Raw genomic sequence first — 26084 nt, forward strand, 5'->3', positions numbered from 1 at the left:
GCTGCGGGACGGCTGGCGCTTCGCGCGGGCCTGCCTGGACGGCTGGCGCTCCGCGCGGGCCTGCCTGGACGGCGGCGCCGGCCCGGCCGGCGCCTGGGCGCGGGCCGCCGAGCCCGGCTACGACGAGGAGGGGGGACACCGTCGAGGTGCGGGCGTACGCCGACGTGCCCTCCGTCGAGCCGTTCCTGAACGGACAGTCCCTCGGTGTACGGGAGTTCGACGTCAAGAAGACCACCGACGGGCGCGCCTACCCGGAGACCACCGAGGCCACCGGTGACGACAGGACGGTCACCGACTGCCCCACCCGGGCAGCTGCACCAGTCCCAACGGCAGCGCCGGCACACTGCACCTGACGTGGCACGTCCCCTACCGGCCCGGCGAACTGCGGGCGCTGGCCCGGCGGGACGGCGAGACCGTCGCCACCGACGTGCTGCGCACCGCCGGCGCCCCGCACGCCGTACGGCTCACCGCCGACCGCGACTGCCTCGCCGCGGACGGCCGTTCGCCCGCCTTCGTCACCGCCGACAAGCGGCTGACGCCCACCAGCGCCCACCCGGGCCGGCCGGAGGGGGCCGTGCGGATCGGCCGGCTGGACTGCTGATCGGGTGCGGCACGACCTCCGCGGGCGGGAACGCCCCTGCCGGTCACAGCAGCGTCGGCTGGAGCGCGCCCTCGTGCGTGAGCAGCCACCGCTTCTTCTCCAGCCCGCCCGCGTAGCCGCGCAGCGAACCGTCCGCGCCGATCACCCGGTGACAGGGCCGGACCAGCAGCAGCGGGTTGGCGCCGAGGGCCTGGCCCACCGAGCGGACCTCGGCACGGGCCAGGCCGAGGCGGGCGGCCAGCTCGCCGTACGTGGTCGTCCTGCCGTAGGGGACTTCGTCCAGGGCCCGCCACACCGCGTGCCGGAACGCGTTGCCGGCAGGGGAGAAGGGCAGGTCGAAGCGGGTCAGCCGGCCGGCGAAGTACGCGTCCAGCTGCCGGATCGCCTCGGTGAACGGCCGGTCGTCGCGGTGCTCCGGGCGGACGACAGGGGTGCCGCGCTGCCCCGGCAGGGACAGGGAGGTGAGAGAGAGGCCGGCCGGTGTCACGGTCCCGGTCAGGAGCAGGTCGCCCAGGGGACTCGGGTGGACGGTATGGACCGGGTGGGCGGTGTGCGTGGTCATGGGATTCCTCCGGGTCGTCGCCTCCGCCCAGTCTGTCGTACCGCACGCCCGCCGACCGGCGGGAATCGGACACCGCCCCTCGACCCCGCCGGTACCCTGGTGCAGGGGCTCCCACCTGCGGGTATTTACGCGTGAGTACCCGCGCGGTACCGTGAGGAGCATGCCAGCTCTCAACGTGGAGTTCAGCGAACGGGAACTCGAGGACCTGCGGCAGATCGCCAAGGAGCGCGGTACGTCGATGAAGGCCCTCGTGCGTGAGGCCGCAGCCGCCGACATCGCCCGTCACCGGGCGCTCCAGGAGGGCGCGGAGGCCTTCCGGCGCTTCTTCGCCACCCACGCCGAGGAGTTCGCGGCGGCCTTCCCGGACGACGAACTCCCCGTCCGGGGCGAGGCCGCCTGACCGATGCCCTCCCTCATTCACGTTGACGTCCCCTGGCTCCTCCAGCGACATGAGGAGGTCCTGCCCGACCAGCCCGCCGTGGACGACTTCTCCGCGCTGGTCGCCGCCGTCGCCCGGCACCGGGTGGACCCGCCCCGGCTCGGCGTCGACTCCGACGCCGCCTGGCGCGCCGCCGCGCTGCTGCACACCCTCGCCGTGCTCAAGCCGCTGCCCGCGGCCAACGCCCGCTTCGCCTGCGCGACCGCCGTGGCCTACATGTTCGTCAGCGGCGTCGGCATCGACCCGCCCTACGGCGCCCTCGTCGACCTCGCCCGCGATCTGATCTCCGGCAAGACCGACGTGTACGGCGCGGCGGACCGGCTGCGTTCCTGGCAGATCTGATTCCACCAGGGCCTACGGCCCGGGCGAAGGTCGTCCGGACCGGCACCGGGGGCGTACGGTTCACGCGCAGGTCGTCCGGTCCGTACTGGCGTCGCCCAATCCGCGCCGGGGGCGTGCCGTCCGGCCGAAGTGTGTCCGGCACCCGCCTGGGGCGTCCGGTCCGCGACGAACAGCCCGGACCCGTCACGGCAGCCCCGTGCCACTCCGGGGAGCGCTCCGGGCAGCCGGCCCGGCTCCGGCCGGCGGGGGAAGCCGCGGGGACCGCCGGCCGGGCGGCACGAACAGGGCCGGCGGCCGGTCGCGCGCGGGGGAGCCGCCGTCCCCCGCGGGGCCTGGCGCGCAGGCCGGCTCACAGTCCACCACCGGGCCGCGGGCTCCGGGAGCGTGCGCGCCAGGGGAGTGGGCGCACGCCCTTCGCACGGGGTGCGCGCGGGGTGCGCGCACGGGGAATCCACCGGGCACTCCGGTACGTCGCCGACGGCTGGTTTCCGGCCTTCCCCCACACCCGTGGATGTCGTACGCGCGCCTTGTTGCCCCTGTGGCAGTTGTGCAAGGGTTCGGCACGCGGTGCACATCTCCCGCTCCTTCCGCGCCCGTGAGCTCGCAAGCCACGCACCGACGCACCACGCACCGAAGGAATCCGCTCCGTGCACACCCCCCAGCCCCCTCGGCCTGCCGGTCCGCCGCCCGGCGGCGATCCCGGAGAATCCGACGAGTCGCTCGCCGGCCCGCTGCGGGCCGGTTCCGACGCGGAAGCCGCCCGGTCCACCGCCCTCCTGATGGCCCGGCACTGGCGGTCCGCCCACGACTACGCCGTCATCTGCCTGGCCGCCTCCGGCTCGCCGGCCCACATGGTCACCGCCACGGCCTTCCACCAGGTCCTGGGCCGGCTTGCGCTCGGCGAGCCCGCCGAGGCGTTGCGGCCGCGCCTGCTGGTGGCCGTCCGGGACACCGTCGTCAACTGGTCCGGCACCGACCGCATCACCGCCGTACTGCCCGTCCTCACCAGACCCGCCGGGGGCCGCGCGATGCGCGCCGCGCCCACGCTGACACCGGAGAACCGCGCCCTCACCGACCGGTCCTTCCACGGCCTTCCCCGGCTGGAGCAGACCGTGTTGTGGCACACCGAGGTCGAGGCCGAGCCGGTGCGCGTGCCCGCCGGACTGCTCGGTGTGGACACCCAGAACGCGACGGCCGCCCTGGAAGCGGCCCGGGAGAAGTTCCGGGAAGGCCTCGTGCGCGCCCACCGGGAACTCGCGCCCGGCAACGAGTGCCGTCACCACAACCGCCTGCTCGACATCCCGATCCGCCGGGGCGGCGCACTGCTTCCCGACGTCCAGGAGCACCTGGCCGGCTGCGCGCACTGCCGACACGCCGCCGAACAACTGGGCCAGTCCGACGCGGCCCTGGGCGTGCTGCTCGCCGAGGCCGTCCTCGGCTGGGGCGCCCGCCGCTACCTCGACACGCGCCCCGGCCGCCTCCAGGACGCCACCGGTACCCGTGGCACCCCCCGGCGCTCCGGCGGGCGCCGACGCGACGGCGGGCGGCCGGGGTTCCTGGCGCGGACCGTCGCCACCGCCGCATCCGGCGGACGCCGCCGCTCCGCCGACCACGGCGCACCCGGCCTCCCCGACATGCCGATCCGGTCGCCCGGCACCGACGAACCCGTCGTGCCCGGCGGGCCGGGCGCCACCGGCGGCGGACCAGGGCTGAACGGCGCGCCGGCTGTCACCGGCGGCGGACTCGGCCTGACCGGCGCGCCTGGCCGGTCGCTCGGCTCCGGCGGCGACGGACCCGGCCTGCCCGGTGGACCGAGCCCCTCGTTTCCCGCCGGTGGTGGCGTACCCGGCGTGACCGGTGGACCCGGCCCGACCGGCGGGCCCAGCCGGTCGTTTCGCGCTGCCGACGACGGTGGACACGGTGGCCTGTCCGGCGGGCCCAGCCGGCCGCTTCGCGCCGGCCGCCGTTCGGGCGCACGGGCGGCCGGGGGCGGCGGGTCCCGCCGGGCTCCCGCGGCCCCCGCCTGGTCGTCCAGGACGCTGCTGACCGGAGTCGGTGCGGCTTCGGCCGTACTGCTCGTGACCGTCCTCGCGATCACCCTGTGGCCGGCCGGCGGCGCGGGCACCGGCGCGGCCCCCGGCGCCCGGTCCCCGTCGGGCTCGTCCTCCACCCCCGGCACCCGGTCCCCGTCGGGCTCCGCCTCCACACCCGGCACCGCGGGCCGGCCCGCCGTCGGCCGCCCGGCCCGCTGGCGCGACGCCACCGGCCGGTGCCTGGACGTCAAGGGAAGGCCCCGGGCCGGGGCGGGCGCCGTCCTCGCCGTCTGCTCCGGCGCGGCCACGCAGCGGTGGACGTACGACTCCGACGGGCTGCTGCGCAGCGCGGCCGGCCCGGACCTGTGCCTGGACTCCCACGCCGACGCCGGAGTGGTGATCCTCGGCGGCTGCGCGGGCGCCGGCTCGCGGCGGGGCGACGACGTGCGGTACGACCGCACCGCCCAAGGCGAGTTGCTGCCCCGCTGGGACCCTACGCTCGCCCTCGCCGCGGCCGGCGACCAGCCCGGTGCCGACCTCGTCGTCAAGGTCCGGGACGGCTCCGCCGACCGGCGCTGGCGGACCGACACGCCGGCGGCGGACCCCGCTTCCCTGCCGGTCACCCACCCGCCGGTACCGCGACGCGCCTCGGGTGGGCAGCCTCAGGCGGGGGTCTCGGTCAGGTCGGCCGTCGTCACCGTCGCCGGGCCGGCGTGCCCGGAGAGGGCGAGGGTGAGGTCGAACTCCGCCAGGACACAGCGGATGACGTGCTCCACGCCCGCCTGGCCGTCCAGGCCGAGCCCGTAGACGTACGGGCGCCCCAGGAGCACCGCCCGCGCGCCCAGGGCGAGCGCCTTGAAGACGTCGGCACCGGTGCGCACCCCGCTGTCGAAGAGCACCGTCAGCCGGTCGCCGACCGCGTCCACGACCCGGGGCAGGGCGTCGGCCGCGGCGACCGAGCCGGCCACCTGCCGGCCGCCGTGGTTGGAGACCACCACACCGTCCATTCCGGCGTCCGCGGCCAGCCGGGCGTCGTCCGGGTGCAGGACGCCCTTGAGGACGATCGGCCCCTCCCAGTGCTCGCGCAGGAAGGCCAGGTCGGGCCAGGTGTGGCCGGGGCCCCCGAACAGGCCGAGGAAGTGCAGCACCGCCGCGTCGGGGTCCTCGTGCACCGGCTTGGCCAGGCCGGCCAGGAACGCCGGGTCGGTGAAGTAGTTGGCGGTGCCCGCGCCGCGCAGGAACGGCAGGTACGCCTGGTCCAGGTCGCGGGGGCGCCATGCCAGCAGCGGGGTGTCGAGTGTGACGACCAGCACGGAGAACCCGGTCGCCCGGGCCCGGGTGAGGAAACTCCGGGTCACCTCGCGGTCCCGGCCCCAGTACAGCTGGAACCACCGTTCGGCGTCCCCCATGGCCTCCGCCACCTCCTCCAGCGGCGTGCTCGACGCCGACGACAGGACGTACGGGACGCCCTGCGCGGCGGCGGCCCGGGCGGCGGCGGACTCGGCGTCCGGGTGCATGATCGACAGCACCCCGACGGGCGCCAGGGCGAGCGGTGCCGGCAAGGTGCGTCCCAGTACGTCGGTGGTCAGGTCCCGCTCGTGGACGTCCCGGAGCATCCGCGGAACGATGCGGCGCCGGTCGAGGGCCGCCCGGTTGGCGCGGGCCGTGCCGCCGTCTCCCGCGCTGCCCGCCACGTAACCCACCGGGCCCGGGCCGAGCCGGTGTTCCGCCAGGTCCTCCAACCGGGTGAGGTCGGTGGGAAGCCGGGGCACCACCCCGGTCATCCCGTTCAGATAGATCTCGTACTGGAAATCCGCCCAGTGCTTGGCCATCGTCCCTCCCGCGTCGTCGGCCGTCCGGGCACCCGACGATACCGACCGGTAAGTCGGTGCCCGGCCGGTACCGCCGGCGCGGAATGACGGAGGCGCCGGCTCCTGGTGATCACTTCATGAACACGAGGAGTCATCAAGAGGCGCGGAGGGGACCCGGCCGGAATGTTTCAGGACGATTAACTAACCGCTGTTTTTCAGCCAACCGGCCGCTTCAGGGGCGGGGGAACCGCTCAGTTCCGGGCCCGCGCCGGTCGGACTCCGTTACTTCACGCCACTGATTCAACACGAAAGGTTACTGAAACCCATGGGTTCGATGTGTATTTCGCTGGCGGACTCGGCAGAGTGGCGCTCGCCGCTCCGGTGCCCGACCGGATCCGGAGCCGGCACCCTGTCATCTCGAGCGGAAGGATGCACACAATGCGGAACACCGCGCGCTGGGCAGCGGCCCTCGGCCTCACGGCCGTCGCCGTCTGCGGACCCCTGACCGGGGCCGCCGTCGCCGCACCGGGCGCCGCCCCGTCGTCGCTCTACGCCCCCTCGTCCCTGGTGCTCACCACGGGCCACGGCAACGACGCGGCCACGGCCACTCCGGAGCGCGCCGTCACCCTGAACTGCGCCCCCTCGGCGTCGGGCACCCACCCCGCCGCGGCTCAGGCCTGCGCCGAGCTGCGGGGCGTCGGCGGTGACTTCGACGCCCTGAAGGCGGCGAACGACGTCATGTGCACCAAGGTCTACGACCCGGTGGTCGTGACCGTCCAGGGCGTCTGGCAGGGCAAGCGCGTCGCGTACGAGCGGACCTTCGGCAACACGTGCATGAAGGACGCCGTCGGCGGCAGCCTCTTCGCCTTCTGAGACCGGGATCGTGAGTCCCCGTGGACGCCGGAACAGGCCCGCAACTGGGGAGTGCGGCCTCTGGAGCGGGGAACCCGCGATCTCGCACCGGGGCAGGCGGGCGGAGTGGGGCCGCCCGCCGGCACCGGGAACACAGCCGCTCCCCGGCCGGCCCGTGGGGGGCCGTCCGGGGAGCGGCGAAAAACAACCGGTTTCAACCAGAGACTCAGGCCTTGCGCCGGTGACTCGTGTCGCACCAGGGGTAGCGGCGACTGCGCCGGCAGGTACACAGAGCGACACGGAAGCGGTCCGAGGAGACCGTCGTCCCGTCCTCCAACTCGATCTCCACGGGCCCCTCCACCAGCAGCGGCCCGCGCCGTTGCATGGTGATCCTGCGGACCTCGTCAGCGGGGTCGTTCGGCACGGATGACCACCAGCTCTTCCCTGTCGTCGGCCGGCGCGAGCAGCCCGCGCCGGCGCAGCCAGTCCTCCCGGGAGCGCAGCACCGGACCGAAGGCGATCCAGCGGCGCCGGACGACCGTGGCCTTCAGGCCCGCCGCCTCCAGCAGCTCCAGGGTCCGTTCGGGACCGCTCAGCGCGGAGTGCACCAGCAGCAGCACTCCGCCGGGACGCAGCAGCGGTGGTGCGTCCCGGCAGATCCGGTCCAGCAGCAGCCGCCCGTCGAGCCCCGCGTCCCAGGCCCGGGCCCGGCCGCGTGGCCCGGGACCGGCGTCGGGCGCCGGCACGTAGGGCGGGTTGGCCAGGATGACGTCGTACGTCCGGCCGCGGACCGGCGAGAAGAGGTTGCCGCGACGGATGTGCACCGGGAGCCGGGTCAGCCAGGCGTTGAGCCGGGCCGTCCACACCGCCCGCCGGGACACGTCCACGGCGGTCACCCGGGCGCCCCGCCGGGCCGCCTCCAGGGCCAGCGCACCGCTGCCGGTGCCCACGTCCAGCACCTGGGCGCCGGGCGGGGGATTCTCCTCGTGGAGGACCTCGGCCAGCAGCTCGGTGTCGTCCTGCGGGGCGTACACACCCGGAAGTACCAAAGCGATCACATCGCGCGGGTACCCGCAGGATCAGGATGTATGAGACATCTCCTGTTTCCGGGGTGCCGTCCGGTCCGGATCCAGGGGGGTACGCAAGGACGAGCGGCCGGCCCGCCAGTCGGCGAGCAGCCGCCGGCCCAGCCGGTCCTCCAGGAACTCGGTCGCGTCGATCCCGAAGGCCACGTCCGGCGCCAGCTCCGGTTCCTCCTCCAGCAGCCCGCCGATCACCTCGTGCCGGACGACCTGCTCGTGCACCGCGTCCGCTTCCACGTGCTCGTCGTAGAAGAACTCGGCGGCCGGGCCGGCACCGGTGCGGCGCATCGCCCCGGCGAGCCGGCGGGAGCCGGGCGAGGAGGTGATCTCCACCTCGGCGAAGTGGCCCACCAGCGCGCCGCGCAGCCGGCGGTGCAGGCCGAACAGGGACATCAGGTTGACCACGGCCAGCATCTCGGCGGGGGCCGCGTCCAGGTAGCGGCCGTATGCGGTGTCCAGGCCGAGGTCCGTCATCAGGTCGGCGAACAGGCGCGCGTGCACCCGGTCGGCCCGGCCGCCGCCGAACTCGTCGAACTCCACGGCAGCCATCCCCGCCTTGGCCCGGCCCCACAGCCGGGGCAGCACCCAGGCGTGCGGGTCGGCCTCCTTCAGGTGGTACAGGGAACGCTGGGCGGCGTACTCGCGTACCTGCCACAGCTCGCCCTCGCCGCACAGGAAGTGACTGACGCCGGTGCCCTCGGCCGGCTCGACGAGCAGGGCGCCCAGCGCGTCGTCCAGGCTGTCGTGGGCGGGCGTATCGGTGCGCAGCGCGGACAGGAAGCGCTGTTCCAGCGCCGCGCGGACCCGCAGCAGGTCCGGGTCCCACTCGGCTTCCGGGGGGACGCCGGCGAATCCCCGGTAGTGCAGCTCGTAGCACAGGTACAGGGCGAGCTGGAGGTCGTCGCCGTACGGGTCCGCCGCCTCGGCGTCCGCGGGGCCGGGAAGGGGGCCCGTGCCGCGGAGGTAGGCGTCGACCGCGGCGGAGAGCGGGCCCCGGGGCGGGGGCAGCTGGGGTCCTCGCAGGTGGTGGTTCATGGGACCCGGGTACCCGGCCGGCGCCGAAGCACGACCGCGTGCCGGGCGGCCCGCCCCGCCCCGCCCGGCCGCGCTACTCGCCGTGCGCCTGTTCCTGCGCTCCCGTGTTCGGGGTGATGGCGTCACCGGCCTCGCCCGAGGCGTCCCGGTCCCCGTGGCGCTCGCCGGCCTCCTCGACCTCCCGGAGCACCTCCTCCACCGCCGTCTCGGGCTTCTTCTCGCGGTCGTCGCCGCCGGACATCGTGATCTCCTTCCGCCGTCCTGCCGAACTTCCCCTGCGAGTTACCCGCCGACGCCGTCTCAAGCGTGGCGCCCGGACGGGGGCGTCCATGGGCAGGAGCGGTGGCCCATGATCGGGCAGCCACCTGACGCCCGGCGCGTGCGGACCTCCGCCGTGCGCGGTGTTTCAGGGTGTGGCGCCCTGGATACACCGCGAGGACTCGGTACCGGAGCCCGCGCGCCCGTGCACACCGTCGCAGTGAGGTCGCCGCCATGTCCCACGCCCCGCCCCCCGCAGGCCCGTCGAACCGCGCCCGGCCGGTGCGGGACCTCGCTTCGGAGCCCGGCTCAGCCCCCCGCCCGGCGCGGCCCCCGGCCGGCCGTGGCGGTACCGCCCTGGTGACGGGAGCCTCCTCCGGCATCGGTGCCGCCGTGGCCTGCCGGCTGGCCGCCGAGGGCTGGCGCCTCGTGCTGAACGGGCGTGACGTCACCCGACTGGAGCAGGTGGCCGCGAAGGCCGGTGCCCTGGCCCTGCCCGCCGACCTGACCCGGCCCGGCTCCCACCACCGGCTCACCGACCTCGCCCTGGACCACCTCGGCCGCCTCGACCTGCTGGTGGCGGGCGCCGGCGTGGGCTGGGCCGGGGACTTCGCCGGCATGCCCGCCGCGCGCATCGACGAGATCGTCGGCGTCGACCTGCTGGCCACCGTCCACCTCGTGCGCGCCCTGCTGCCGCACATGGTCGCGGCCGGCTCCGGACGCGTCGTCCTCGTCGGCTCCTTCGCCGGCAGCGTGGGCGTACGCGGCGAGGCCGTCTACTCCGCGGCGAAGGCCGCCCTCGCCACCTTCGCCGACGCCCTGCGCTACGAGCTGACCGGTACCGGAGTGGGCGTCAGCCATGTCATCCCCGGCGTGGTCGACACGCCGTTCTTCGACCGGCGGGGCGTGCCGTACACGCGGTCCTGGCCGCGGCCGGTACCCGCCGCACGCGTGGCCGGCGCCGTGTGGTCCGCCGTCACCCACGACCGGGACGAGGTGTACGTCCCCGGGTGGCTCCGGCTGCCCGCCCGGATACACGGTGCCGCGCCCGGACTCTACCGGCGGCTCGCCGCCCGCTTCGGGTGAGCGGCCATGACCGCCGTCACGGTGCTGCTCGCCCTGCTCGCCGCCCTGTCCAACGCGTCCGCCTCGGTGCTCCAGCGCCGGGCCGCCGTGCAGGCACCGGACGACGGCGGCGGGGCGGGGTCCGTCGTACGCCGGTTCACCCATGTGCTGCGCCGCCGCTCCTGGCTGGCGGGCGCCGGCCTGCTGGCACTGTCCGGCCTGCTCCAGGCCGGCGCGCTGGGCGTCGGCAGCCTGTCCCTCGTCCAGCCGCTCCTCGCCGCAGAGCTGCTCTTCACGCTGGCCGTGGGCAGCCTCGTCTTCCGGCGCCGGCCGGACGGCCGTACCTGGCTGGCGTTCGCCGCGCTCGCCGTGGGGCTGGCCCTGTTCCTCCTCGCGGCGGCGCCGACGGCGGGCCGCACCAGCGCGCCGCCCCGCGCCTGGCTCCTGGGCGGGGCCGGGGTGCTCGGTGCGGTCATCCTGCTCGCCGCGGCCGCCCGCCTCGCCGAGGGCGCGTCCCGGGCGGCGCTGCTCGGCCTCGCCTCCGCCGTGTCCTTCGCCGCCACCGCCGCGCTCCTCAAGGAGGCCGTGGGGCGGCTCGGCGAGGGGCTCGGGGCGATGTTCGGGCACTGGTCGCTGTACGCCACCGGGGTCGCCGGACTCGTCGCCTTCCTGCTGTTGCAGGGCGCGCTCGGCGCCGGCTCGCTGACGGCCTCGCAGCCGGCCCTCACCCTCGGGGACGCGCTCACCAGTGTGGTCCTGGGCTGGGTCCTGTTCGCCGAGACGATCCACCTGGGCCTGAGTCTGCTCCCGGAGGCGATCGGCATCGCCCTGATCGGCGCGGGCAGCATCGGCCTGGCCCACGCCCAGACGGTGGGCGGGGAGTGGGACACGGCCGCCCCGGACCGCCCGCCGGAACGGGACGGGACCCGGGCGCCGGCGCCACGCAGACACTGACCCGCTGCCGTCCGCCGCCGATCCGCTGCACCGAAGGAGATGGTCACCGATGTCCCTCGGCTCCGGCCGCGCGTGGCGGGCGGCGGCCTTCCTGCTGCCGGCCGGTGCCGCCGCCGCGCACATCGGACCGGCGGCCACCTGGCTCCCCGGCGTACGGCTGCCGCTGTTCCCCGGGCTCTCCGGCACCGGGCACCGCCACCACATCGCGCTCACGTTCGACGACGGACCGGACCCGGCCTCGACCCCGCGCTTCCTCGACGCGCTGGACGGGCTCGGGGTCCGGGCGACGTTCTTCGTGCTGGGCGAGCGCGTGGTGCGCCATCCGGCGCTGGTCCGGGAGACGGTACGGCGCGGACACGAGCTCGGGGTGCACGGCTGGACCCACGACCGCCCGTGGCGTCCCGCGTTCACCCGGACCGCCGAGGAGGTCGAGCGGAGCGTCCGCGCGGTGCACGAGATCACCGGCCGGCGCCCGCGCTGGTACCGCCCCCCGTACGGCATCCTCACCACTAGCCGCTGGTGGGCGGCCCGCCGGGCCGGGCTGCGGACGGTGCTGTGGTCCGCTTGGGGCAAGGACTGGACGGCCGACGCCACCCCGGTGTCCGTACGGGCCCGGATCGCGGCGGACCTGCGCGGCGGCGGCACCGTGCTGCTGCACGACTGCGACCGGTACTCGGCCCCCGGTTGCTGGCACGCGGCCCTGGGCGCGCTGCCGGCCCTGGTCCGGGACTGCCGGGAAGCGGGCTTCTCGGTCGGCCCCCTCCGTGAGCACGCCCCACCCCGGCCGGCGGCACGGTCCGGCATCCTCACCCGGTGAGCGGGGAGGCGTGCCGGCCCCGGTCCGGTCGCTCCCGTGCCGACACGGGGCCGTCTCCGGGCGGGGCGGGATCAGAGGTCGGTGAGGTGGTCCAGTGGGTCGTGGCGGAAGAGGGCGTGGCCGCGGGTCACCCGTTCGGCACGTTCGCGGGCGTCGTCCGTGAGCCGGGCGAGTGCCGCCAGCAGGGCGGGGCCGTCCGGGGCGAGTTCGGACAGGCCGAGGCCGGCCATGCGGCGTACCCCGTCCGCGCCGTGGCCGGGCAGGGGGCGGTGGCCGATCACGGGCAGCCCCGCGGCGAGAGCCTGGACGGCGGTCTGCCCGGCGGCGTTGTCCACCAGGGCGTAGGACGCGGCCAGCAGGCCGGGCATGTCGTCGACCCAGTCCAGGGCGAGCACGGCGGGCTCCCTGGAGACCCGCGCGCGCAGCCGGTCGTTGCGGCCGCACAGCACCACCGGGAGATAACCGGCCGCCGCCAGCAGCGAGGCGGTGCCGGCGGGGCGGGACGCCGCGCCCCAGGCACCCGCGGACAGCAGGACCGCCGGCCGGCCGGGCGCACGGGCCGTGAAGCGCTCCCGCCACCGCGCCGCCCCGGGGGCCGGCGCGCGGAAGGCCGGCGCGACCACCGGTCCGGTGGTGACCACGGGAACGGCGAGGGAGCGGCGCACGGCGGCCGCCGCCGCGTCCGTCAGACACAGGTACCGGTCGTTGCCCGGATGCAGCCACTGCCGGTGCACCGCGAAGTCGAGCAGGAAGACGGCGCTGGGTACCCGCAGCCGGCCCCGGGCCCGCAGATGGCCGGTCAGCTGCGCGGCCAGATGGAAGACGGACACCACCACGTCGGCGCCCGTGCGGTCCACGAGGCCGGTCAGCCGGTCCCCGGCGAGCCGCGCCAGTGGGACCCCGCTCGGGCGCCGGCCGGGCCCCTCGCGCAGGAACGCGCCGTACAGAGCGGCGTACACCCAGGGCAGGTGCCGTACCGACGCCTGGTAGCCGCGGCGCAGGCCCGTGCCGAGCCCGTACGGCAGGAGCCGCAGGAGGTCCACGACGTACGCGTCGTGCCCGGCCGCGGCGCTCCGCCGCGCGAGTTCGGCGGCCACGGTGTCGTGGCCGGCGCCCATGCCGGCGCTCACGATCAGCGTCCTGCGCCGGCCGCCCGGCGCATGAGGGTCCCTGGTCCGCACGGCTTCCGATTCTCCGGTGGCGCGGCGCGGAAACGGCGGACGTCCCGGCCGTGTCGCCGTGGCGCCGTGCCGGTGCCCCCGGCCCGGCCGCGAGTTGCCCGGTGCGGGCCGGGGTGGATGAATCGGCACAGGGAAGCGTGTGGGCGGCGAGTACGGGAGGAGCCGTGAAGCGGTGGCGGCGCGGCCTGCACCGCGCGTGGGAGTGGCTCGGCGTCCGGGCGCTGTTCACGCACGGGCGCGAGCTGGAGCTGATGCACCGGGCCATGGGGTTCGCCACGCTGGCCCTGGTGACGCTGGCGCCACTGCTGATCGTGGTGGCCGCCGCGGACCCCCTGGTGCGGGGCGGGTTCGCCTCCTGGCTCACCGACGGCATGGGACTGTCCGGCCGCTCCGCCCGGGTGCTCACCGACGTGATCAGCCCCCCGCGCAAGGTCATCGGCACCACCAGTGTCTGGAGCGGGGTCCTGCTCGCCGTCTTCGGCGTGTCCTTCGGCGGCAGCGTGCAGAACGCCTACGAGCGGATCTGGCAGCTCGTGGCGGGTCCCTGGCACCGGGTCTGGCGGCAGGCGACCTGGCTGGTGGTGCTGACGGCCTACCTCTACCAGGAGGTGGCGACGAAGGCGGCGCTGCACGGCACCCAGCGGATCGCGCTCTCCGCGGTCAGCGGCGTGCTCTTCTTCTGGTGGGGGCAGCGCTTCCTGCTGGGCGGGCAGATCCGCTGGCGCGCCCTGCTGCCGGGGGCGCTGGCCACGGTGATCGGCCTGGCCGGCCTGCGGGCGTTCTCCTCCCTGGTGTTCACCCCGCTCATCGTCACCAACGCGCTCAGCTACGGCGCCGTCGGCACCGTGCTCGTGGTCGAGTCGTGGCTCATCGGCGTGGGCTTCGTCATCTACGGCGGTGCCCTCTTCGGCCGCTGGTTCTGCCGGCACCACTGGATGCCGTCCCACTACGACGGGCCGGGGTACGGCGACGACCGGCCCGAGCCGCCGACCCGTCTGGCGGAACCCCCGGCCCACCTGCCGGACTCGCTGGGCGAACTGGCGGACCCCCCGGAAGGGCCGCCGGGGACCTCGGGGGGACCCGGCTAGGTCCTTCGTTCGGACCGAGCCCGGCATGATCCTGACGAGAGGCCCTACGCCAGCTGGCGGCGCACCAGTTCGTGCAGGCGGCCCGCGGTGTCGGCGAGGAGGTCGGCCGGGGCGCCCTGCTGGACGACCTTGCCGTCCTCCATCACGATCACCCGGTCGGCGTCCAGGACGGTCGACAGGCGGTGGGCGATGACGATCCGGGTGGCGTTCAGCTTGCGGGTGCTGTCGATGACGATGCGCTGGGTGTCGTTGTCCAGGGCGCTGGTCGCCTCGTCGAAGAAGAGGATCCGCGGGCGCCGGACGAGCGCCTGCGCGATCATCAGGCGCTGCCGCTGTCCGCCGGAGATCGCGCCGTTGCCCGCGACGATCGTGTGCAGCCCCATCGGCATCCGCTGGATGTCCTCCGCGAGCCCCGCCAGCTCGGCCGCCGCCATCGCCTCCTCGGGCGTGTACGGCCCGGTGCCGCAGATGACGTCCAGGATGGAACCGCTGAACGGCTGCGCGTGCTGGAGGACCACACCGCACTGGCGGCGCACCGCGGACTGGTCGAGGGCCGCGAGATCCTGGCCGTCGTACAGGACACTGCCCGACACCGGCCGGTCGAAGCCGATGAGCAGGCGCAGCAGCGTGGACTTGCCGCAGCCGCTCGGCCCGACGACCGCGACGAACTCTCCCGGCCGTACGGCGAACGACACGTCGTCCAGGACGAGCGGGCCGTCGTCGGCGTACCGGAACGACAGCCTGCGGGCCTCCAGCGCGCCCGACAGCGGGCCCGGGCGGGTGCTCGCCGTGCGCACCTCGGGCGTGGCCTCCAGCACCGGCTTGATCTCCTCGAACAGCGGCAGCGCCGCCACCGCCGACACGAACGCGCCGGTCAGCTGGGTGACCGAGGTCAGCAGCATGGTCACCGAGGTGTTGAAGGCAAGGAAGTCCGCCGCCGACATGGCGCCCTTCGCCGGGCCCGCCAGCAGCATGAACATCAGCAGCGTGCAGACCGGAAGGTACACGGCGCCGAGGACCGTGGTGAGGTTCTTGATCCGGCCGGCCCTCTGCTGGAGTTCCCGGCTGCGCGCGAACTCCCGCGCCCACGCCGCGTACGCGTAGTTCTCGGCCGCCGCGACGCGCAGCTTGGGCAGGCCGCGCAGGGTCTGGAACGCCTGGTTGTTCAGCTTGTTGCCGAGCACCACGAGCCGCCGCTGCCAGCGCACCTGCCACAGCCCGAGCCCCAGGAACACCGCCGCGATGACCACGAGCATGCCGAGCGCGGCCATCGCCATCGGCACGCTGTACCAGAGGAGCAGGCCGAGGTTCATCGCGCCGACCGTCACCGACTGGGCGACCACCGGGCCGACGCCCGCGAGCATCCGCCGCACCGCGCTGATCCCCATGGCCGCGCTGGCCAGTTCGCCCGTGGAGCGCTGCGTGAAGAAGCGGGTGGGCAGCCGCAGCAGCCGGTCCCAGACGGCCGGCTGGAGCGCCGCCTCGATACGGCCCTCCAAGCGCAGGATGGACAGGTTCTCCAGCAGCGTGAACGCCGCCGCGACGACGCCGCTGACCATGACCGCCAAGGACACCTGCACGATCAGCCCCGTCCGGGCCTCGGGCACGTACTCGCCGAGCACCTTGCCGGTCGCGATCGGCACCAGCGCGCCGATCGCCACCGTCACCAGCCCGGCGAGGAGCAGCCGGAGCAGGTCGCCCCGGGTGCCGCGCAGGCTGAACCGCAGCAGCCCCAGCGGCCCGAGCGGCCGGTCGGGCAGCGGCCGGTAGAACATCACCGCGCGCGGTTCGAACTCCGCCGCGTTCGCCTTCTCCACCGGCGTCTCGCGCCCCGTCCCGGGGTGCACGGCCACATAGCCGCCGCGCCGCCACAGCAGGGCGACGGGTGCCCCGGACAGCGCCCGGTGGCCGACCAGCGGTCCGACGTCCTCCCGCCACCAGCGCCCGTCCAGGCGGACCGCCCGGGTGCGCACCCGGGACGCCAGCGCGAGGCGTTCCACCGGGTCCAGCCGGTCGCTGCCGGCACCGCTCTGCGCGGGCTCGGCGAGGGTGATCCCGGCCGCCTCGGCGACCAGCCTGCACGCCGCGTGGGTGGCGTCGGTGTCGGCGGTGGTCGTACGGCGGGAGGAGTGCCCGCCGATGGAGGCCAGCAGGGTCCGGTCCGCCTGGGCGCGCACGGCCTCACCGGCCTTGATCCCGGCCGCGGCACGGGTCTCGTGGGTGCGCTCCAGCTGCTCGATCCACCGGTCGAGCGCGGTCAGCAGCCGGTACTGCTGGTCGACCATGCTCTGCCACAGCGCCGGGTCCATCAGCAGGTCGGCGGCGGCCTCGGCGCCGTACAGCGAGCCGTACTGCACGCTGCCCGGCGGCACCTGCATCCAGAAGACGTCGTCGTCCGCCGGTGCCGCGGCCCGTTCCTCGGCCATCGGCGCCTGGAACAGGACCGACAGGCCCCTGCCGACGCCGAGGGCGACCGCGTACTCCAGCGGGCTCGACGCCGGCGGGACGTACTGCGGGTTGCCGTCCGCGTCGTAGGACCAGGTCTGCGTGTGCGCCGGCTGGTACAGCTCGCGCAGGCCGACGCGGTGCACCACACAGTCGCGGACCGGGCGGGCCACCAGGGTGTGCTGGGGCCCGGTGACCGGGCCGAGCAGCAGCGTGCCCGCCTCCAGCCGGCCGAGGTGATGCCAGTGGCCCCGCTCGGCGGCGTCCACCGCGAACAGATCCAGGGCACCGGACGCGACCAGCCACAGCACCTGCGGGCCCGCCAGGTCCAGGCGGCCGAGGCCGGCGCAGTCCAGCCGCGTGCCCAGCGCGCCGAGCGCCCCGAGGACGAGGTCGCCTTCGTGCACGGACGTCATCTCACCGCTCCCTGACCAGTGCCGCGTACGCGCCGCCGCGTGCCACGAGCTCCTCGTGCCGCCCGCGTTCCACCACCGTGCCGTGCTGGAGCACGACGATCTCGTCGCTGTCGCGGACCGTGCTCAGCCGGTGCGCGATCACCACACAGGCGCAGCCGCGCCGTCGCAGGTTGTCCATCACGATCTGCTCGGTCTCCGCGTCCAGCGCGCTGGTCACCTCGTCCAGCACGAGGATGCTCGGCCGGCGCACCAGCGCCCGCGCGATCTCCAGGCGCTGGCGCTGCCCGCCGGAGAAGTTCCGGCCGTCCTGCTCGACCCGGCTGTGGATGCCGCCGGGCCGGCGCGTCACCACGTCGTACAGGGCCGCGTCCGTCAGCGCCTCCACCACGGCCTCGTCGGGGATCGACGGGTCCCACAGGGCCACGTTGTCGCGGACCGAACCCTCGAAGAGGAACACGTCCTGGTCGACGAAGGAGACGGAGGCGGCGAGTGCCCCGCGCGGAATGTCCTCCAGCCGCCGGCCGTCGATGCGGATGACCCCGTCCCACGGCGTGTAGAGGCCCGAGATCAGCCGGGAGACCGTGGACTTGCCGCTGCCGGAGCCGCCGACCAGTGCCACCTGCCGCCCGGGGCCGACCGTCAGGTCGAAGCCGGACAGCAGCGGCTTGTCCAGCGGGCTGTAGCCGAAGGTGATGTTCTCCAGCTCCACGTGCCCGTGCAGCCGCCGGGTGGAGTCGGCGCCGCCGGGGCGGGCGTACAGCGGGTCGGCCTGGAAGTTCTCCACGTCCTTCAGCCGCGCCACGTCGGCCGCGAAGTCCTGGATGCGGCCCGCCACGCCGTTGAGCCGGGTCAGCGGCGCGGTGAAGCGGGTGACCAGCGCCTGGAAGGCGACCAGCAGGCCGATCGAGAGGTGCCCCTCGACCGCGCGCAGTCCGCCGATCCACAGGATCAGCGCGCTGTTGACGGTGGCGAGCGTGGGCGCGACCACGCCCAGCCAGGCGCTCGGCACGCCGAGCCGCTGCTGCTCCTCCAGGGTGGTGGCGTGCTGCCCGGCCCACTTGCGGAAGTACCCGTCCTCGCCGCCGGTCGCCTTCATCGTCTCGATCAGCTGGAGCCCGGTGTAAGCGGTGTTGGTGAGCCGTGCGCTGTCCGCGCGCAGCTTCGCCGTACGGGTCGCGCGCAGCCGTACGACCAGCCGCATGGCGACCACGTTCAGCAGGGCCACGCCGATGCCGACGTACGTCAGCTGCGGGTCGTAGGTGTACAGGAGCACCGCGTACAGCACGACCACGACCGCGTCCACGCCCGCCGCCGCGAGATCGCGGGCCAGGGTCTCGGCGACCTGGTCGTTGGACTGGAGGCGCTGCACCAGGTCGGCGGGGGAGCGCTGGGCGAAGAACGTCACCGGCAGCCGCAGCAGATGGCGCAGGAAGCGGGCGCTGGAGAGGGTGGAGGAGATGATCCGGCCGTGCAGCAGGTTGGCCTGCTGGAGCCAGGTCAGCACCACGGTGAGCAGGACGCACGCGGCCATGGAGGTGAACAGCACGCCCAGGAGCGAGGTCTGGCCGCCGATGAGGAACGTGTCGATGTAGGTGCGGCCGAGCGCGGGGACGGCGGCGCCGACGGCGACCAGCAGGAGGCTGGCCAGTACCGCGGCGGGCAGCGTGCCCGCGGTGCCGCGCAGCCGGGCGGGCATGGCGCCGAGCACGCCCGGCCGGCGCCCGCCCCGGGTGAAGCCGTCACCCGGCTCCAGCACCAGCACCACACCGGTGAACCCGCTGTCGAACTCCTCCATGGGCACGAAACGGCGGCCCTTGGCGGGGTCGTTGACGTAGACGCCGCGCCGGCCGAAGCGGCGGCCCATGCCGTCGTAGACGACGTAGTGGTTGAACTCCCAGAACAGGATGGCCGGCGCCCGCACCTCGGCGAGAGCGGCCAGGTCCATCTGCATGCCCTTGGCCGTGAGGCCGTAACCGCGGGCCGCCTTCAGCAGGTTGGAGGCGCGTGAGCCGTCGCGGGAGACACCGCAGGCGATGCGCAGTTCCTCCAGCGGGACATGCCGGCCGTAGTGGCCGAGGACCATCGCGAGGGAGGCGGCGCCGCACTCGACGGCCTCCATCTGGAGCACGGTGGGGGTGCGGACCGTGCCCGTACGGGAGGCGGGGGCCGGGCGCTTCGCGGGAGCCGCCCGTCTGCGGCCGCGGGTTTCCTGGGCGGTGGTCACGGGAGCAGCCAATCGACGGGGTGCTGGTCGGCGAGCCGGACGGAGGCGGTGGCGAGCGTCATGGAGTCCGGCCGGAACGGCGGGCCGTCGGCGGTGGACCACCGGTATCCGCTCTTCGTGGTCCGGGAGGTCTCCAGTTCGACCAGGACGGCCACCGGTCGGCCGGCGCGGGTGAACTGCTCACCGAGCTGGCTGTCACCGAGGAACGCGGAGATGGACTGGGCGGACTGCGCGCCGCGGTCCACCGACCTCACCTCGCCGCGCAGCACCCCGTACCGCTGTGCCGGTACGGAGGACAGGGTCAGGTCGACCGGGGCGTGCGCCGGGACGGCGGCGGCGTTCTCCGCGGGCACGTAGACGGTCGCGTAGAGCGGGTCGGAGGCGTGGGCGGTCCGCTCGACGGCGGCGACACCGCTGCCGGTCCGGACGATCTGGCCGATGGTGGCCGCGAGTGTGGTGACGCGGCCGGCGGCGACGGTGCGGACCACGGCGTCGCCCCGGTCCGTACGGACCTTGACGACGGGCGCGCCGGCGGGCAGCCGCTGGCCCTGCCGGGCCAGGACCGCCGTCACCTGTCCGGCGACCGGGCTCTGGAGCAGGTAACTGCCCTGCCCGTGCGTGAGGATGGCGGGCGCGCCGACCGTGGAGGCGACCGAACCGGTCACCGCCCAGACGGATGCCGCCGCCAGGACGACGACGGTGACGGCGAGCGCGAGCCAGCCCTGCGGGCGGGCGAGCCGCACCGGAAGGTCCAGCTCCTCCGGTGACTGGAGCTTGGCGAGGGCCTGTTGGCGGAACTGCACGGGACTTCCCTCACCCGGGGGGAGACGGCGGAACGGCGGTGTGCCGGGGCATCCGAGAGTCCCGGAGCCGAGGGACGGCTCCGGGACGTCGGTGACACCGGGGTGCGATCAGAGACCGGCGACCAGGTTGGTGACCGGCTGGGTGTGCAGGCCGGTGACACCCTCGACGGTGCCGACGACCGTGTCGACCAGGCCGGAGACCGGGGCGATGCCGTTGACGGTGCCGGTCACGGTGGTCAGGGCGTTCACGGACAGGCCGCCGGAGACGTTGTCCAGCTCGGCGTCCGAGATCTCGGCGGTCTGGACCTGGGGGGTGGAGTTCATGGTGGAACTTCCCTTCGTATGGGTATTTCTCAAGGGGGAGAGCGGCCCCCTCTGGGGACAGACGGACGGCCGCGGCCGCGGGTGCCGGGCACCCGTCTCCGGGAGCCCGGCGGACCCCCGCGGTGCGTTGGATCAAAGCACGCACGGCGGATGCGCTTCCAATCAACCAGGGCTCTCACCTGCGCACTTGGCTCGTCGAGGGGTCTAACCGTGCAGGTGTGCGCACGCCTTGTCGGCGACTCCTTCACATGCGGCACGGCATCGCCGCACCGGGCGCCCCGCCCGCCGGGCCGCGAAACCGGCACTCCGCACCAAAGGTGTGCCGCGGGGTGCGCGGATGTGCAGATCCCCTGGCACCCGTGACGTGCCTGGGTATTCGATGTGCAGATTTCCTGAAGGGGAGATTCCGCTTCCTGTTCCACGCCGATCGTCACCGGTCGATCACGGAGCGTGCCGACTGGACGGGGTGTCGGATTCTGGCCGAAGTTCCGGGGAGTGTGGCCGAATCACCGCACCGGTAGGGCCGTTGGGAAGCGGAATTGAACGCACCGCGCGGCCGGCGCGTACCTACGGCCATCCAGGCGCCCCGGTAACCCCCCTACCAACTGCCCCTCAGGGGCAGGCTCCCGTCCCCAGGAGGTCGAGAAGGTTGAGTCACAAGCGAATGCCCAAGCGCAAGGCCGCGATAGCGGTGGGCGGTGTCGCGGCACTCGGAGCGGCGGCCCTCCTGCTGCCCAACGCCAACGCCTCCCAGGACAAGGACCAGGCGTCGAGCGCAGCCGGCACCGCGAAGACCCTGAAGGCCAAGGACGCCTCGGACCTCAGCGCCCAGGTGCGGAAGATCCTCGGCGACGCCTTCGCCGGGTCGTACTACGACAGCGCCAAGCAGCAGCTCGTCGTCAACGTGGTCAGCGGCGACGACAACGTGGTCGTCCAGGCCAAGAAGGCCGGCGCGGTCGTCCGCGAGGTGGCGAACAGCACCGCCGAACTCAAGGCCGCGGCAAGGACGCTGAAGGCCAAGGCGACCATTCCCGGCACCTCCTGGGCCGTCGACCCGCGCACCGACAAGGTCCTCGTCACCGCCGACAGCACCGTCACCGGCGCCCAGTGGAACCGGCTGCGGTCCACCGTGCGCGGCCTCGGTTCCGGCATGGCCACCGTGAAGAGGTCCTCCGGCACCTTCAAGACCCTCCTCTCCGGCGGCGACGCCATCTTCTCCCAGGTGCAGGGCGGCAACGTCCGCTGCTCCCTGGGCTTCAACGTCACCGCCTCCGACGGCAGTCCCGCCTTCCTGACGGCGGGTCACTGCGGTGTCGCCGCCAAGGACTGGTCCGACTCGCAGACCGGCCAGCCCCTCGCCACCGTCGACCAGGCCACCTTCCCCGGCGCCGGCGACTTCTCCCTCGTCAAGTACAACGACCCCGCCACGCAGGCGCCCAGCGAGGTCAACACCGGCAACGGGCAGACCGTGCAGATCAACCAGGCCGCCGACGCCACCGTCGGCGAGAGCGTGTTCCGGATGGGCTCCACCACCGGGCTGCACGACGGCCGGGTCACCGGCCTGGACGCCACCGTCAACTTCCAGAGCGAGACTGACCCGAACGGCGTCGACACCGTCACCGGACTCATCCAGACGGACGTCTGCGCCGAGGCGGGCGACAGCGGCGGCTCCCTGTTCACCCAGGACGGCAGCGCCGTCGGTCTCACCTCCGGCGGCAGCGGCGACTGCACCAACGGCGGCGAGACCTTCTTCCAGCCCGTCACCGCCGCCCTCCAGGCCACCGGCGCCACCCTCGGCAACGGCGGCGACGGATCGGGTGGCCAGGCAGGCGCGGGCGCCGGCGACCAGTCGGGCGCGGGTGACCAGTCCGGTGCGGGTGCGGGTGACCAAGCGGGTGCCGGTGCCGGTGCCGGTGCCGGTGACCAGTCCGGTGCCGGTGATCAGTCCGGTGCGGGTGCGGGCGATCAGGCGGGTGCCGGTGACCAGTCCGGTGCGGGTGCGGGTGACCAGGCGGGTGCCGGTGATCAGTCCGGTGCGGGTGCCGGTGACCAGTCCGGCGCCGGTGACCAGGCAGGCGCGGGTGACGCGTCCGGTGCCGGTCACGCGGCCGGCGGGGGTGCCGGTACGGCCGGCCACGGGGCGACGTCCCTGACCGGCACGCGCTGAGCGGACCGGCGGTCCCCTGACTCCCCGCCCGGCTCCACCCACGGTTCCGGCCGGCGGGGAGCGGTCCGGCCCTCCGGCGGGAGGGCCGGACCACGGCCGTACGCGTCAGCCGTCGTCACGTGCCCGCAGCAGCAGCACCGCCACGTCGTCCACCCGCTCCCGGGCCGCCGCACTGTGCCGGACGACGATGTCCGCGAGATCCTCCAGCGGCCGGTCGCCGGTCTCGGCGAGCAGCCCGCCCAGATCGGCCAGCGCGTCCTCGATGTCGACACCCGGGGACTCCACCAGGCCGTCGGTGTACAGGACGAGCACCGAACCGGGAGCCAGGGAGACCTCGGTCGTCGGGTACACCGCGGACGCCTCGATCCCCAGCAGCGGCCCGCCGGCCAGGTCCAGCACCCGCACCCGTCCGTCCGGCCGTCTCAGCAGCGGCGGCGGATGACCCGCCCGCGCCATGACGGCCCGCCCGCGCGCCGGATCGAGCCGCAGGTACAGGCAGCTGGCGAACAGCTCCGTGCCGAGGTCGATCAGCAGCCGGTTGGTGCTGCTCATCACCTCGTGCGGCGCCTGCCCCACCGTGGTGTACGCCCGGACCCCCGTGCGGATCTGCCCCATCAGGCCGGCCGCGGTCACGTTGTGCCCCTGGACGTCCCCGATCACCGCCGCCGCCAGCGGCCGGGTCGGCACCAGGTCGTAGAAGTCGCCGCCGATGTCCATGCCGTGCGTGGCCGGAAGGTAGCGTGCCGCCGCCTCGATGCCGGGCGGTGGCGTCAGCGAGCTGGGCAGCAGGGCCTGCTGGAGGCCGTGCGCCAGCCGGAGCTTGGCGTCGTAGAGCAGGGCCCGCTCCAGGGCCTGTGCGATCAGCCCGCCGAGCGAGGTCAGTACCGCCCGCTCGTCGGCGGGGAAGGCGTGCGGTCCGGCGTAGGCCAGCACACAGGTGCCGACCGGCCGTCCGGACGCGATCAGCGGCAGGTACGCCCAGGCCGCGAAGCCGTCAGGGGTCGCGCGGCGGTCCGGATACAGCCGCTCCAGTTCCTCCCGGGACTCGAAGAACGCCGGTACCCCGCTGTTCAGCGCCTGCGTCTCCGGGGTGCGCCCGGACAGCGGCAGCCTGCCGCACCGCTCCGCGACGCGCGGGTCCGGGAAGCCGCGGTGCCCCAGCACGTGCAGCCGGCCGCCCTGGGCGCGCAGGAGCGCCAGGGCCCGGCTGCCGACGGCCGGGGCCACCTCGTCCCAGACCAGCTGCACCACGTCCTGCACCCCCACGGCCTCGGTCAGCGCGCCCGCCAGGCTCAGCAGCTGGGAGATCGTCACCAGCCGGGACGGGCCCGGGTCCGCCTGCGGAGCGGCGCGCGCCATCTCCGCCACCGCCCGGGCCCGGCTGATGCGCACGCTCAGCCCGTTCGTGCTCGGATAGAGCCGGAACGACAGCCAGTCGCCCGGCGGGCGCAGCGCCACGAACGACGTCACCTGCTGGCTGAGCAGCGCGGCCCGGTACCGGTCCTCGTACACCGGGTCCTTAAGCCAGGGCACCGACACCCAGGGCAGCGTGCCGAGCAGCTCCCCGGCCGGCCTGCCGAGCAGTTCGGTGGCGGCCGTGTTCACGAACCCGATCCGGCCGTGCAGATCCAGCGACACCAGCCCGTACGGCAACCGGGACACCATCCGCGCCGCCTCGGCCGAGCCCAGCGTGCCCGCCACGACCGAGAACGGCGCCGCGAGCACGTCAGGCTCATGGCCCAGCGGCCTGTTCTCCTCCTCGGCCCCCTCCAGCCGCAGCGCCAGCCGGTCGCAGGCCGCCGTCAACCGGTCCCGCTCCCAGTCCGACAGCTCCGGCGGATGCGCGCCCGGCCAGGTCACGAACACCGCGCCGTACACCGCGCGGCGCGTCGCCAGGGGAGCCGCGGCCAGCGCGAACGGGTACGGCAGCACCACCGAGATCCGTGGATAGCGGCGGGCCATCTGATCCTCGCCGCCCACCCACACCAGCCGCCGCTCGCGCACCGCGTCCGCGACCGGGATCGGCGCGCTCAGCCCGACCCGCTCCCAGGGCGCCGCGAAGGCCCGCGGCATGCCGGCCATCACCGCCATCTCCAGGACCGGCTCGTCGGGCCGGAGCAGATACACCGCGCCGGAGTGCGCGTGCACCTCCTCCAGGATCGCGGCCAGCGCGAGCGACAGCACCGGCCGTCCGGCCCGTGCCCCGTCGGCCGCCCGCGCCCGTCCCGGTTCCGGCCCGTCGGACACGCCGACCACCTCCTCGTACGGCCGCGCGTCGCATCCCGGGGACCAGGCTCCCTCGCGGCGGCGCCCCGCGCACGGCGAGCGTCCCGGTGACCCGGGAACGCGCCCCCGAAGGCGGATGGCTCCGCATACCCCGTGAGACCGGTTCTCATGCCTGGAGGCGACCAGGTGAGGCGCGGGCGGGCGCGACGCACGGGCCGGCGGCGGGAAACGGCCACGTCCCGCCGGGACGACACGCCGCGCGGTCCGGGGCCGCCCGGGGAGCCGCGCGGCGCCGCGTACGGCCGGCACGCGGGTCCGGCACCCCGGTCCGGCGTCCCGGTCCGCACGCCGTGCGGCGTGTTCTCTCCCCCCGGTGCCGAGGTCGCCGGGCGGGGGCGTGGACAACTGCGGCGGGAGCACGAGGTGGTGTACGCGGCTGAAGTGTGCGCCCCTACCGCGCCTCAATGGCCGATTTCTTTCGGCGAGGCCGGAGCCGGCCCGGGCGCGCCGGGGGCCGTGCGATGCCGGACGACGGCGGCGCGCCGGTGCGGCCGGATCGCGCCGGTGGCCGGCCGGAGCCGCCGGCGGCGTCTTCCGGTCCCGGTCCGGGCGCCGGTCCGGGCCTCTTGCGCCGGCCGAATCGTCGTCCCAGATCAGCGGGCAGGTCTGGCCAACCATCCGGCGTAGCAACGGAGTTCCCGCGCCGTGAGCGCGCAGGCGCCGCCGGCGTAGCGGTGGGCGTCCAGCGGCATCTTCTTCCGGTGCGCGAGGTTTGCGGGAGGAAGGCGGGGGCACCCGCGGCAGCGGCGATCCGGCCGCGTCGTTGTACTGCGGCGTGGTCCCGCCGAAGCCGCCGAACGGTGACGTGATTGCATCGCATGATCACTCTCCGTTCAACTTCAGGGGGTTGCTTACGGGTGACTCACCGTGAAGACTGTGGCCGAGTTCCATCGAAACGAAGGTTATGTGGAGCGCGGATCATGCCAATCATGGGGCGGCGTGGGCGGAAGCTGCGTATTCTCACACCGCGTTTCGGGCAGTCGGAGTCGGGTGCTCCGCTGCCGCTTCACGAGCCGGGAGGGCCCGTGCGCTTGGCGCGCGGGAGGTATCGCCGAGGGGGATGAGTCATGTCGGGTTGGTCTGCCGCACGCCGGTATTCGACGCGGGGCCGTGGCCGGCCGCGAAGCCACGGTGTCCCGCACCGGACCTGCTGAGGACCCGAGGTCCGTTCCGGCACCGGTCCGACGGCGGCTGACCGCCCGGCCGCGCAGGGGGAAGCGACGCGGGTCACGCGCTCTTCCCGCCCGGTACACGTTCCAGTGCTGGTGGCCGAGCCGTGCCCGGACCGGCCCGGGCCCA

Annotated in this window: 20 protein-coding genes and 2 pseudogenes; 10 read left to right on the forward strand and 12 right to left on the reverse strand. The window is 74.8% G+C overall.

Features of this window, described 5'->3' with window-relative positions; all coding sequences use genetic code 11:
- Positions 1-128: 128 nt before the first annotated feature.
- A pseudogene (locus ACGFT1_RS30015) lies at positions 129-526 on the forward strand (DUF4982 domain-containing protein); the annotation flags it as partial.
- A gap of 118 nt (positions 527-644) precedes the next feature.
- Here the strand turns inward: ACGFT1_RS30015 and ACGFT1_RS30020 are convergent.
- Positions 645-1163, reverse strand: a complete 519-nt coding sequence (locus ACGFT1_RS30020) for a methylated-DNA--[protein]-cysteine S-methyltransferase (protein ID WP_373912125.1) — start codon at positions 1161-1163, stop codon at positions 645-647.
- Between the two features lie 160 nt (positions 1164-1323).
- Between ACGFT1_RS30020 and ACGFT1_RS30025 the strand changes: the two genes are divergently transcribed.
- The 3 genes and pseudogenes from ACGFT1_RS30025 to ACGFT1_RS30035 form a co-directional block, all read left to right on the forward strand.
- Positions 1324-1563 carry a hypothetical protein gene (locus ACGFT1_RS30025; RefSeq protein WP_373912126.1) on the forward strand — a complete coding sequence of 80 codons (240 nt, stop codon included), beginning with the start codon at positions 1324-1326 and terminating at the stop codon, positions 1561-1563.
- Between the two features lie 3 nt (positions 1564-1566).
- Positions 1567-1944 carry a toxin Doc gene (locus ACGFT1_RS30030; protein WP_121785572.1) on the forward strand — a complete coding sequence of 126 codons (378 nt, stop codon included), beginning with the start codon at positions 1567-1569 and terminating at the stop codon, positions 1942-1944.
- A gap of 1634 nt (positions 1945-3578) precedes the next feature.
- Positions 3579-4544, forward strand: a pseudogene (locus ACGFT1_RS30035) (RICIN domain-containing protein); the annotation flags it as partial.
- A 95-nt stretch (positions 4545-4639) separates the two neighbouring features.
- Here ACGFT1_RS30035 and ACGFT1_RS30040 read toward each other — a convergent pair.
- Positions 4640-5809 (reverse strand): lactate 2-monooxygenase, encoded by a 1170-nt coding sequence (locus ACGFT1_RS30040; RefSeq protein ID WP_373912127.1) that lies wholly within the window; start codon positions 5807-5809, stop codon positions 4640-4642.
- A gap of 417 nt (positions 5810-6226) precedes the next feature.
- Here ACGFT1_RS30040 and ACGFT1_RS30045 point away from each other — a divergent pair, with 417 nt between their 5' ends.
- A complete protein-coding gene (locus tag ACGFT1_RS30045; protein WP_373912128.1) occupies positions 6227-6661 on the forward strand; it encodes a protease inhibitor in 435 nt (144 codons plus the stop codon).
- Positions 6662-6866: 205 nt separating this feature from the next.
- Here ACGFT1_RS30045 and ACGFT1_RS30050 read toward each other — a convergent pair whose 3' ends face one another.
- The 4 genes from ACGFT1_RS30050 to ACGFT1_RS30065 all read right to left on the reverse strand — a co-directional run bounded on the left by ACGFT1_RS30050 (position 6867) and on the right by ACGFT1_RS30065 (position 8998).
- Complete coding sequence (locus tag ACGFT1_RS30050) at positions 6867-7064, reverse strand: CDGSH iron-sulfur domain-containing protein (protein ID WP_373912129.1); 198 nt, start codon at positions 7062-7064, stop codon at positions 6867-6869.
- Positions 7045-7674, reverse strand: a complete 630-nt coding sequence (locus tag ACGFT1_RS30055; protein ID WP_373912206.1) for a HemK2/MTQ2 family protein methyltransferase — start codon at positions 7672-7674, stop codon at positions 7045-7047. Before ACGFT1_RS30055 ends, ACGFT1_RS30050 begins: the two co-directional genes overlap by 20 nt.
- A 45-nt stretch (positions 7675-7719) precedes the next feature.
- A complete protein-coding gene (locus ACGFT1_RS30060; protein ID WP_373912130.1) occupies positions 7720-8757 on the reverse strand; it encodes an iron-containing redox enzyme family protein in 1038 nt (345 codons plus the stop codon).
- A 73-nt stretch (positions 8758-8830) separates the two neighbouring features.
- A complete protein-coding gene (locus ACGFT1_RS30065) occupies positions 8831-8998 on the reverse strand; it encodes a hypothetical protein (protein WP_373912131.1) in 168 nt (55 codons plus the stop codon).
- Between the two features lie 251 nt (positions 8999-9249).
- On the opposite strand from ACGFT1_RS30065, the gene ACGFT1_RS30070 reads away from it, so the two are divergent.
- Genes ACGFT1_RS30070 through ACGFT1_RS30080 form a run of 3 tightly spaced genes read left to right on the forward strand, consistent with a single transcriptional unit; the run spans position 9250 to position 11851 of the window.
- A complete protein-coding gene (locus tag ACGFT1_RS30070) occupies positions 9250-10101 on the forward strand; it encodes an SDR family NAD(P)-dependent oxidoreductase (protein ID WP_373912132.1) in 852 nt (283 codons plus the stop codon).
- Between the two features lie 6 nt (positions 10102-10107).
- Positions 10108-11034, forward strand: a complete 927-nt coding sequence (locus ACGFT1_RS30075; RefSeq protein WP_373912133.1) for a DMT family transporter — start codon at positions 10108-10110, stop codon at positions 11032-11034.
- A gap of 49 nt (positions 11035-11083) precedes the next feature.
- Positions 11084-11851, forward strand: coding sequence for a polysaccharide deacetylase family protein (locus ACGFT1_RS30080; RefSeq protein WP_373912134.1), 768 nt, complete (start codon positions 11084-11086; stop codon positions 11849-11851).
- A 71-nt stretch (positions 11852-11922) separates the two neighbouring features.
- Here ACGFT1_RS30080 and ACGFT1_RS30085 read toward each other — a convergent pair whose 3' ends face one another.
- The gene (locus tag ACGFT1_RS30085) at positions 11923-12969 is read right to left on the reverse strand and encodes a galactosyldiacylglycerol synthase (RefSeq protein ID WP_373912207.1); all 1047 of its coding nucleotides are present in this window, start codon (positions 12967-12969) and stop codon (positions 11923-11925) included.
- Positions 12970-13196: 227 nt separating this feature from the next.
- On the opposite strand from ACGFT1_RS30085, the gene ACGFT1_RS30090 reads away from it, so the two are divergent.
- Entirely contained in the window at positions 13197-14120 is a 924-nt protein-coding gene (locus ACGFT1_RS30090) for a ribonuclease BN (RefSeq protein ID WP_373912135.1), read from the forward strand.
- Between the two features lie 44 nt (positions 14121-14164).
- On the opposite strand, the gene ACGFT1_RS30095 is transcribed toward ACGFT1_RS30090, so the two are convergent.
- The 4 genes from ACGFT1_RS30095 to ACGFT1_RS30110 all read right to left on the reverse strand — a co-directional run bounded on the left by ACGFT1_RS30095 (position 14165) and on the right by ACGFT1_RS30110 (position 20332).
- Positions 14165-16981, reverse strand: coding sequence for an NHLP bacteriocin export ABC transporter permease/ATPase subunit (locus ACGFT1_RS30095; RefSeq protein ID WP_373912136.1), 2817 nt, complete (start codon positions 16979-16981; stop codon positions 14165-14167).
- A 1-nt stretch (position 16982) separates the two neighbouring features.
- Positions 16983-19205, reverse strand: coding sequence for an NHLP family bacteriocin export ABC transporter peptidase/permease/ATPase subunit (locus ACGFT1_RS30100; RefSeq protein ID WP_373912137.1), 2223 nt, complete (start codon positions 19203-19205; stop codon positions 16983-16985).
- Positions 19202-20008, reverse strand: a complete 807-nt coding sequence (locus ACGFT1_RS30105) for an HlyD family efflux transporter periplasmic adaptor subunit (protein ID WP_373912138.1) — start codon at positions 20006-20008, stop codon at positions 19202-19204. The genes ACGFT1_RS30100 and ACGFT1_RS30105 overlap by 4 nt, the downstream gene beginning before the upstream one ends.
- A gap of 108 nt (positions 20009-20116) precedes the next feature.
- Positions 20117-20332 carry a type A2 lantipeptide gene (locus ACGFT1_RS30110; protein WP_361991322.1) on the reverse strand — a complete coding sequence of 72 codons (216 nt, stop codon included), beginning with the start codon at positions 20330-20332 and terminating at the stop codon, positions 20117-20119.
- A 664-nt stretch (positions 20333-20996) separates the two neighbouring features.
- On the opposite strand from ACGFT1_RS30110, the gene ACGFT1_RS30115 reads away from it, so the two are divergent.
- Positions 20997-22499, forward strand: coding sequence for a S1 family peptidase (locus ACGFT1_RS30115; protein WP_373912208.1), 1503 nt, complete (start codon positions 20997-20999; stop codon positions 22497-22499).
- A gap of 105 nt (positions 22500-22604) precedes the next feature.
- On the opposite strand, the gene ACGFT1_RS30120 is transcribed toward ACGFT1_RS30115, so the two are convergent.
- A complete protein-coding gene (locus ACGFT1_RS30120; RefSeq protein WP_373912139.1) occupies positions 22605-24755 on the reverse strand; it encodes a SpoIIE family protein phosphatase in 2151 nt (716 codons plus the stop codon).
- Positions 24756-26084: the final 1329 nt, after the last annotated feature.

The organism is Streptomyces sp. Y20 (genome assembly GCF_043195475.1).
Taxonomy (GTDB): Bacteria; Actinomycetota; Actinomycetes; order Streptomycetales; family Streptomycetaceae; genus Streptomyces.

What these genes read in the sequence shown, in the direction of transcription:
- ACGFT1_RS30045 (WP_373912128.1), top strand. Translation starts at nt 6,227, where the DNA reads ATGCGGAACACCGCGCGCTGGGCAGCGGCCCTCGGCCTCACGGCCGTC.
- ACGFT1_RS30025 (WP_373912126.1), top strand. Translation starts at nt 1,324, where the DNA reads ATGCCAGCTCTCAACGTGGAGTTCAGCGAACGGGAACTCGAGGACCTG.
- ACGFT1_RS30110 (WP_361991322.1), bottom strand. Translation starts at nt 20,332, where the DNA reads ATGAACTCCACCCCCCAGGTCCAGACCGCCGAGATCTCGGACGCCGAG.
- ACGFT1_RS30070 (WP_373912132.1), top strand. Translation starts at nt 9,250, where the DNA reads ATGTCCCACGCCCCGCCCCCCGCAGGCCCGTCGAACCGCGCCCGGCCG.
- ACGFT1_RS30020 (WP_373912125.1), bottom strand. Translation starts at nt 1,163, where the DNA reads ATGACCACGCACACCGCCCACCCGGTCCATACCGTCCACCCGAGTCCC.
- ACGFT1_RS30075 (WP_373912133.1), top strand. Translation starts at nt 10,108, where the DNA reads ATGACCGCCGTCACGGTGCTGCTCGCCCTGCTCGCCGCCCTGTCCAAC.
- ACGFT1_RS30115 (WP_373912208.1), top strand. Translation starts at nt 20,997, where the DNA reads ATGCCCAAGCGCAAGGCCGCGATAGCGGTGGGCGGTGTCGCGGCACTC.
- ACGFT1_RS30095 (WP_373912136.1), bottom strand. Translation starts at nt 16,981, where the DNA reads ATGACGTCCGTGCACGAAGGCGACCTCGTCCTCGGGGCGCTCGGCGCG.
- ACGFT1_RS30085 (WP_373912207.1), bottom strand. Translation starts at nt 12,969, where the DNA reads ATGGGCGCCGGCCACGACACCGTGGCCGCCGAACTCGCGCGGCGGAGC.
- ACGFT1_RS30060 (WP_373912130.1), bottom strand. Translation starts at nt 8,757, where the DNA reads ATGAACCACCACCTGCGAGGACCCCAGCTGCCCCCGCCCCGGGGCCCG.
- ACGFT1_RS30065 (WP_373912131.1), bottom strand. Translation starts at nt 8,998, where the DNA reads ATGTCCGGCGGCGACGACCGCGAGAAGAAGCCCGAGACGGCGGTGGAG.
- ACGFT1_RS30040 (WP_373912127.1), bottom strand. Translation starts at nt 5,809, where the DNA reads ATGGCCAAGCACTGGGCGGATTTCCAGTACGAGATCTATCTGAACGGG.
- ACGFT1_RS30080 (WP_373912134.1), top strand. Translation starts at nt 11,084, where the DNA reads ATGTCCCTCGGCTCCGGCCGCGCGTGGCGGGCGGCGGCCTTCCTGCTG.
- ACGFT1_RS30030 (WP_121785572.1), top strand. Translation starts at nt 1,567, where the DNA reads ATGCCCTCCCTCATTCACGTTGACGTCCCCTGGCTCCTCCAGCGACAT.